Raw genomic sequence first — 6,252 nt, 5'->3', positions numbered from 1 at the left:
TCAGAATCATTATTAATATCTAAGGTCTTTAAAGTTCCTCCTCTTTGACCATTTCTACCTAAGTTTCCAAATAGGCTGGAGTTTGTGTAGGGTTCACCGTTATTTAATATGATTCCCGCTACCTGTTAATTTCAAAAGATGTTGCCTAATACTCGACGGCAGCTTCCCCACCCCCTCCGCCAGCCACTACGTTCTGTCGGTTTCCCCTGAGTGGGGAGGGTTGATTTGGGGTTTTAAGAAAGATTCAAACCGATCGCATATTCGAGTAATTTACAACAAAGTCAATAAATTTTTCAGTATTCATTTGCTTATACAAAATATATTCCCAGTAGTTTATTCCTAATTCCAACTTTACATTTATGTGATTCTCTAAAGATTTTTGTATATTAATATTACTGGTTGGATTATTTTTATAGCCAACTATAAACTCAGAAAGTTTTTCTGACGATGCACTATTAAACTTTGATATTAGACTAAGCTTGGTGATATGATTGATTGCTACTTTTAGAATGTTTTCGGGTAAATTATTATTAATGATAAATTGAGAACACGGTAATAAATTTTGATCATTTATTATAAGATTACATCTGACCAATTCAAAATTGTTTATTTTATCAAAGTACATGTTTAAAAACAACCTCGAATTATCTCCAGAATCAAAAATCCGATTTGACTTAGATTTGTTACATGTAGTGCAAATAGGAATTAAATTCAGATGATTTATACTGAAAGATGGGTAAATAATTTTGGGTAAATAATGGTCAATTTCAGAAGCTTTATCAATCCCACAATATAAACATTTTTTAGGATTAGATTCAAAAATGCTTGCTCTTAATCCATCCAATCTAACAGTCTTAATGTCATATAAATCCAAAATATACTTTTTATATAATTCATCTAAGCTACAAGGACTAATTTTTGTAAAAGAAGTAGTATTTTCTTCATATATTTTATATCTGAAATCAAGTAACTTCTGAATATATTCTTTTTCTAGATTACCAATCGAAGACTTACTCAAAAGTATTTCTTCTAACACTTTTCTACTATCAGCATTGATCGGCTTACTTATAATCATAACCACTGCTATAAATATTTTCTAAAAATATCCTTGTATTAATACTAAGATTTTTATTCAATGCATCTAGTATTTGTTTCTTATTATAACCCTCACTCTTGAGCTGAGTGATCAAATTTTTAAAATATACGTCACCTTCAGCAATTCCAAATATCTCTTTAGTAATTTCAGTTAGATTCGCACCAAAACTTTCTTGTTCTAGACTACTAATCATCAATAAATCTTCATGCCTTTGAAAAACATTAGTTCTTTTTGAAGGTATGCTTTGTATTACAATTGGTGAATGAGTTGCCAGCACTGAATACGAGTTAAAGGTTTCCAATATTTCGTTTAAGACAATTACAAAATCATTAATAGCATTTGGATGCAGGTGAGTTTCAGGTTCATCGATTATCAAAATTGATTTATTTTTAATAAATGCTATAATATTAGTAAGCATAGTCAATAACATTGACTGCCCTGAGCTTAGTTTACTAAAATTTTCTTCTATGTTTTGGATGAAATTATCGTCCACTTCATGGATGAGCTTTGAAACAATATTTTTCCACTCAGAAAATCTATTATTTTCATGTATATTTTTATAGCTTTCTAAAAAAGCACCTTTAAATTCTTCAAGACTCACTGTATCAATCTGATCATTATTATTATCTTTATTTAGAATTTTAGGTTTTATTAAGCCAAAATATTTATATACACTACTTTCGATCATTTCGTATCGATCAAATATACTATAAGAAATTACCATTACTTTGTTAAATTTTGGAATAGTCGAGGTTTCATTTCGAGAATTATCGAGTAAATTGTTCACCAGAGATGATAAAAATTTAGTTTTTCCAGACCCATTCTTGCCTATTATTACATTTATTCTATGAGGTAGAATATCTTTTTTGAAATTGAATTGAACTGCATTATTTGTAATTGAGTAGCTAGGTGAATATTCAAAAGTAAAATCAAGAGATCTTTCAAAATTATCGTTAGCACTTTCTCCTCCAAAAAGTAACTTTGCCTCATCAAAAGCATTTTGAGCCTCTGGAAAGCGAAATAGTGACTTAGCTAATCCCTCATTATCTTTATTCCGTTGGTATAGCTCAGTCTTAAAACTAATATCACGCAAAGACTCCAAAATTGTTTCATAATATATTTTGCCTAATGAAAATAATTTTTTGTAATAATCAATACTTTGACCAAGTGAGATAAAATTGAGACTTAGTGAATTTTTGCCACTATCAATTTCTGAGTTTGTGTCACTTGTATTTAGTATTTTTACAGATCCTAAATCTATTATATCATCTTTGCTGTTTAAAATTAATTTAGCATGGTAGTATGTACTGTAACCAAAATCATTCCAACCGTCTTTAAATAGTAGTAAAGAAGGGTACTCATATCTATTTGAACGAGGTCGATCTTGTATATTTTTCCAATAAGTGTATGTTTCATCAAGTAAATATATTTTAACTTGAAAACCTCCAGTTTTATTTTTTGTTAGGTGAATTTTTTTGATTGAGTAAACTTTTTTACCACCAATTTCCGAAGTGTTGATTAGTGAATAGCCTAAAGGATTTAATATTTTGCTAAGCTCTGGTATAAACTTAGCAGTTTCAGTCTCATCATTAACAGCAGGATGTATTGTTTCCTCAATAAATTTGATAAATTTAGAATCGCTACAATTTGATAAATCAATTCTAGAATCAGTGAATATCCAGTCATCATTCCAATCACTATTAGCTAAAGTATGCTTATAAACATCATCCAAAAAAGATTCGTATCTTAGGTCTGTAGATTTTAAGTTACCAATTTCAAAGACCTCTTCTAATCTCTTTAGAAATGACACATCATCAAGCTTTCCGTACCATTTAAAAAGAATGATATTATATAAATCAAATATTTTTTGACGGCTATTTTTATCAATTAAATTTGCAACATCTTCGCTAGTTTCAGAAGTCATATTTTATGCTCAAGTTTTTACAATTTCAACCCAGCCAAAAAAAGAATGACTTGTCAATTCAAGCCTAATAATAACTTATGTTTTGTAGTCTATTCAAATAAAATTGGGCTTACCCAAAAGTGTATTTTTTTAGTTTTAACAAGATTAAATTTATACCCACTCAGTCAGTCAACAAAAAAAGTGTCTTAAAAAGTCATTACTTCTTTTTAGGTAAAAACCTATTTATTAAAAATCCTAAACCTAAACAGATTAAAAATCTAATCAGATAATCAAATACTATCTCACTTCCTGTAGAAATAGTTGGTTGAACGAAAAGGATTACTAGGAATAGGGTTGTGGCGATTAGGTAGGGTCGAATGTTTGATTTGGACATATTTTTTAATTAAAATTAATTCGAAGCTAATAATTATTTATTCAGGTTTTATCTCGTTCCATGAGACAAAAATTAAATCGTATTTATCAGCTAGTTCGGCTTTGACTTTATTAAAAACTAAAATTTCAATAGCATTTAAAGATTTTTCATAATCAATATTATTTCTAGGATCCCATTTTTCATTGTTTGGGTCATCCCAGTCAATTATATTATTATAAAATTCAATCCAAAGATGAAGATATATTTTCAACTCAGAAGATAAGCTATTTTTTAAACTTTCTAAATCAATATCAAAGTCTGGAGACCATAAACCAGACGAGTTGTAATCAGCCATTATTTTTAGTTTTTCTTTTTTCATATATGCAAAAAATTAATGGTTATTTAAATTTGCAATTAATTGAATGTTGTAATTTTTAAGTTGTAATATTATCTCTGATTCTAGTTTTTGTATAAAGTCGAAATAATATTCAGGTAAGTAGGTGCTGTTATCATTTGGATTATGCCAATTTAACTCATTTTGACGAGCAAAAGACCATAGTAAAATTAATTTTTTCAAATTTATACTTAATTTTAAATTGTCTAGATCTTTATTTTTTAAATATGATCCATCTTCTTGGGCAATAGGAATTTCCACACCCCACTCATTGTCAATAAACATTTTTTGCATATTTTAAAGTAAATTAATTAGACAATTTAAAACTTTTTTATAGCAAATTTTTCGGGCATTTTTTCACCATTCAAGGGGTATACCTCAATCAAAACTTGCTCATCATCAACCCAAAGAATAATACCACACAAAATATTATCGTCTATCGTAAAAGTAATATCATTATAAATTCCGTTTGGTAAGTTAATAATTTTTTGAAAATAGAGATAATGACCGTATCCGTTATACTCGTGTTTTATAAGTTTAAAATCAGAAGTTGAAATTTTAAAACCATAGAAGCTTATTAGCTCATCAAAAATAACTTTATCAGGGTCGATGGATTTTTTGGTATTTATTATTTTAGACATGAGTGCTGTTTATTGAAAAGCTACAATAATCTTTCTAAATGTTTGATTAGCTTATAACCGTCATCATTACTAACATAACCTTTTTCACCACTTGCAATAGATCCGAGTTCATCGACGTCTATAATTTTTTTTATAGATTGAATTATAACTTCAATTTCTTGTGTAGAAAATTCTAATTCTAATTTCTTTTTATTATCTAAAATAGAGTGAAATATATGATTATTTGTTTTTCGATTTATTAAGAGAAACTTATCTAAGTGTATATCTTGCAAACCTTCTCCAATAAACATTGAACTGCTCAATATAATTTCAAGATCTTTCTCAGTGATTGGTAATTTCTTATTACTATTTGAATTAACTATTTTTTGCATATACTATGAATTACCTTTTATAATTTCGTCTAAATAATATTGCTTACCATTTGCAGGAACAAAGAATGTGCCTCCGTTTAAATTATCATAGGGATTTATGATTAGTATTGATTTTGTATTATCATCCCAATATAAAGTTTTACCATTTTTCAAAATTGTCTTTTCACTAGGGTTTTCAATTATTCTGTCTATCAATGATTTAAAATCTTTTGATGATTTCACATTAGGAAATTCACTTGCATGCTTCTCATAAGAATGTTGTGCAATTTTTTGACTATAATAATTATTTACCTCCACCATCTTCCCCTTAGCTGCACTAAGACTACCATCAGGATCAAGAACTCTAAGAAAAGTCTTACCATCTTTGTAGTAGAATTCACCATCAAATAAATATTCACCACCGTCAATATTAACTTTGGTTGAAGTACCAGAACCTCCATTCTTCAATTTGATATCATCAACATCGTCAATATAGCCTGGTACCTTCTTAAGATCATCAATAGACTTAGTAACACCTGATATTTTTGTTGTGCCTTTTGGTATTATTAGTCCTATCCCTTCAGTCAAGATAGCCCCAGTAAGCAATTGACCACCTTGATAACTAACACACTCAACCGCATTAGCTTCCTTATTCCCACAAGCAAACTCTTTAGGATCCAAAAGCTTTCCATTCATCACAGAACCTCCAAGATAACTAAGCACATTTCCAACCAAAAAAGCAGTTGTCAGTCCTACTCCTGTTGCCACCGCTCCAGCTCCTATTGCTCCGGCTACAAGTGTTGTTGCCAGTCCTCCTGTAAATACTGTTGCTGCTACCACAGCTGCTGTGACTGCTACTATGGAGGCATTTTGTTTCCAATCTCCCATGTCATAACCAAAATTATCTTGAAGGTAGTTTTTGTTGTTCTCGTAGTTGTTGCCGATTTGATCTAGTGAGCATGGTTGTCCATTGAAGCAACCAACTGCTGTTTGTCCTATTGAAGCAACTAGATTGTAAGCATTGGCGTTTAGATTGATAACTGCTCCTGCTACTGTACCAATTCCATTCAAAACTGCTCTAGCTCCGTTGCTGGCTCCGTTTTGAACACTGGTGAAGTTGTTAACTATGTTTTCGTGGATTGGTTTTTGGTTGAAGAGGGATTGTATTCCACTTATTGCTAGGTTTAGAGGTGCTGTTCCTACAGCCATTACATAGCCTATTGCTTCTCCTGTGTAGAATACTCCTTCAGCTATTCCTTCTCGTACACAACTTCCTTTTTCCCAAGGGTATTTGTTCCACTGGCAGTCTTGGGTGGTTCCTCTTTGGTAGGTTTGTTTGACTTGGTTTATGTTGGCTTTGATTAGGTCTTGGAAGGATTGGGTGTTTCCTTCTTCGCCTACTTGTAGATTTAGTATGTCTTTGTTGGCGTTGCATTGACTTACCCAGCTGTCTAACTCACTGCTGGCGGAGTTACCACTTCCTTTGTTTTGGGAG

At 30.6% G+C, this 6,252-nt stretch carries 7 protein-coding genes; all 7 read right to left on the bottom strand.

Annotated features, from left to right (window positions below; all coding sequences use genetic code 11):
- Positions 1-244 precede the first annotated feature (244 nt).
- Entirely contained in the window at positions 245-1,075 is an 831-nt protein-coding gene (locus ACIQ0Q_RS09305; protein WP_395772660.1) for an HNH endonuclease, read from the bottom strand.
- On the bottom strand, positions 1,062-3,020 hold the full coding sequence (locus tag ACIQ0Q_RS09300; RefSeq protein WP_395772659.1) for an AAA family ATPase: 1,959 nt from the start codon (positions 3,018-3,020) through the stop codon (positions 1,062-1,064). The genes ACIQ0Q_RS09305 and ACIQ0Q_RS09300 overlap by 14 nt, the downstream gene beginning before the upstream one ends.
- 410 nt (positions 3,021-3,430) lie before the next feature.
- On the bottom strand, positions 3,431-3,727 hold the full coding sequence (locus ACIQ0Q_RS09295) for a hypothetical protein (RefSeq protein ID WP_395772658.1): 297 nt from the start codon (positions 3,725-3,727) through the stop codon (positions 3,431-3,433).
- 36 nt (positions 3,728-3,763) lie between these two features.
- Positions 3,764-4,051, bottom strand: a complete 288-nt coding sequence (locus ACIQ0Q_RS09290) for a hypothetical protein (protein WP_395772657.1) — start codon at positions 4,049-4,051, stop codon at positions 3,764-3,766.
- A 35-nt stretch (positions 4,052-4,086) separates the two neighbouring features.
- Complete coding sequence (locus tag ACIQ0Q_RS09285) at positions 4,087-4,407, bottom strand: hypothetical protein (RefSeq protein WP_395772656.1); 321 nt, start codon at positions 4,405-4,407, stop codon at positions 4,087-4,089.
- A 20-nt stretch (positions 4,408-4,427) separates the two neighbouring features.
- Positions 4,428-4,778 (bottom strand): hypothetical protein, encoded by a 351-nt coding sequence (locus tag ACIQ0Q_RS09280; RefSeq protein WP_395772655.1) that lies wholly within the window; start codon positions 4,776-4,778, stop codon positions 4,428-4,430.
- Between the two features lie 3 nt (positions 4,779-4,781).
- Positions 4,782-6,252, bottom strand: a 1,471-nt coding sequence (locus ACIQ0Q_RS09275) for a hypothetical protein (RefSeq protein ID WP_395772654.1), incomplete at its 5' end; no start/stop codon positions are given.

The sequence above is a fragment of the Arenimonas sp. genome (assembly GCF_044348765.1).
Lineage (GTDB): Bacteria > Pseudomonadota > Gammaproteobacteria > Xanthomonadales > Xanthomonadaceae > Arenimonas.
This window is presented reverse-complemented; position numbering and strand designations above follow the sequence as displayed.

What these genes read in the sequence shown, in the direction of transcription:
- ACIQ0Q_RS09305 (WP_395772660.1), bottom strand. Translation starts at nt 1,075, where the DNA reads ATGATTATAAGTAAGCCGATCAATGCTGATAGTAGAAAAGTGTTAGAA.
- ACIQ0Q_RS09290 (WP_395772657.1), bottom strand. Translation starts at nt 4,051, where the DNA reads ATGTTTATTGACAATGAGTGGGGTGTGGAAATTCCTATTGCCCAAGAA.
- ACIQ0Q_RS09280 (WP_395772655.1), bottom strand. Translation starts at nt 4,778, where the DNA reads ATGCAAAAAATAGTTAATTCAAATAGTAATAAGAAATTACCAATCACT.
- ACIQ0Q_RS09300 (WP_395772659.1), bottom strand. Translation starts at nt 3,020, where the DNA reads ATGACTTCTGAAACTAGCGAAGATGTTGCAAATTTAATTGATAAAAAT.
- ACIQ0Q_RS09295 (WP_395772658.1), bottom strand. Translation starts at nt 3,727, where the DNA reads ATGGCTGATTACAACTCGTCTGGTTTATGGTCTCCAGACTTTGATATT.
- ACIQ0Q_RS09285 (WP_395772656.1), bottom strand. Translation starts at nt 4,407, where the DNA reads ATGTCTAAAATAATAAATACCAAAAAATCCATCGACCCTGATAAAGTT.